The organism is Kitasatospora sp. NPDC001683, assembly GCF_053596495.1.
This window is the reverse complement of the sequence record NZ_JBSFGK010000238.1, coordinates 1-1,090: the sequence shown is the minus strand read 5'-3', so window position 1 is coordinate 1,090 and position 1,090 is coordinate 1. Positions and strand designations below refer to the sequence as shown.

Below are 1,090 nucleotides of genomic sequence, written 5' to 3'. Positions count from 1 at the left end.
CCCAAGTAGCACGGGGCCCGAGAAATCCCGTGTGAATCTGGCGGGACCACCCGCTAAGCCTAAATATTCCCTGGTGACCGATAGCGGATAGTACCGTGAGGGAATGGTGAAAAGTACCGCGGGAGCGGAGTGAAATAGTACCTGAAACCGTGTGCCTACAAGCCGTGGGAGCGTCGTCAGTCGGCTTGCCGGCTGGCCGTGACTGCGTGCCTTTTGAAGAATGAGCCTGCGAGTTTGCGGTGTGTAGCGAGGTTAACCCGTGTGGGGTAGCCGTAGCGAAAGCGAGTCCGAATAGGGCGGTTGAGTTGCATGCCCAAGACCCGAAGCGGAGTGATCTAGCCATGGGCAGGTTGAAGCGCGGGTAAGACCGTGTGGAGGACCGAACCCACCAGGGTTGAAAACCTGGGGGATGACCTGTGGTTAGGGGTGAAAGGCCAATCAAACTCCGTGATAGCTGGTTCTCCCCGAAATGCATTTAGGTGCAGCGTCACGTGTTTCTTGCCGGAGGTAGAGCACTGGATAGGCGATGGGCCTTACCGGGTTACTGACCTTAGCCAAACTCCGAATGCCGGTAAGTGAGAGCGTGGCAGTGAGACTGTGGGGGATAAGCTCCATGGTCGAGAGGGAAACAGCCCAGAACACCGACTAAGGTCCCTAAGCGTGTGCTAAGTGGGAAAGGATGTGGAGTCGCAGAGACAACCAGGAGGTTGGCTTAGAAGCAGCCACCCTTGAAAGAGTGCGTAATAGCTCACTGGTCAAGTGATTCCGCGCCGACAATGTAGCGGGGCTCAAGCACACCACCGAAGTCGTGTCATTGCAGCAATACTCCTAACGGGGGCTGTGATGGGTAGGGGAGCGTCGTGTGCCGGGTGAAGCGGCCGAGGAATCGAGTCGTGGACGGTATACGAGTGAGAATGCAGGCATGAGTAGCGATACAAGAGTGGGAAACTCTTGCGCCGATTGACCAAGGGTTCCTGGGTCAAGCTGATCTGCCCAGGGTAAGTCGGGACCTAAGGCGAGGCCGACAGGCGTAGTCGATGGACAACGGGTTGATATTCCCGTACCCGCTTTGAAGCGCCAACGCTGAACC

1 rRNA gene is annotated in these 1,090 nt (G+C 57.1%); it reads left to right on the top strand.

Annotated elements, in window-relative coordinates:
• Positions 1–1,090, top strand: a 23S ribosomal RNA gene (locus tag ACWCYO_RS40715); the annotation flags it as partial.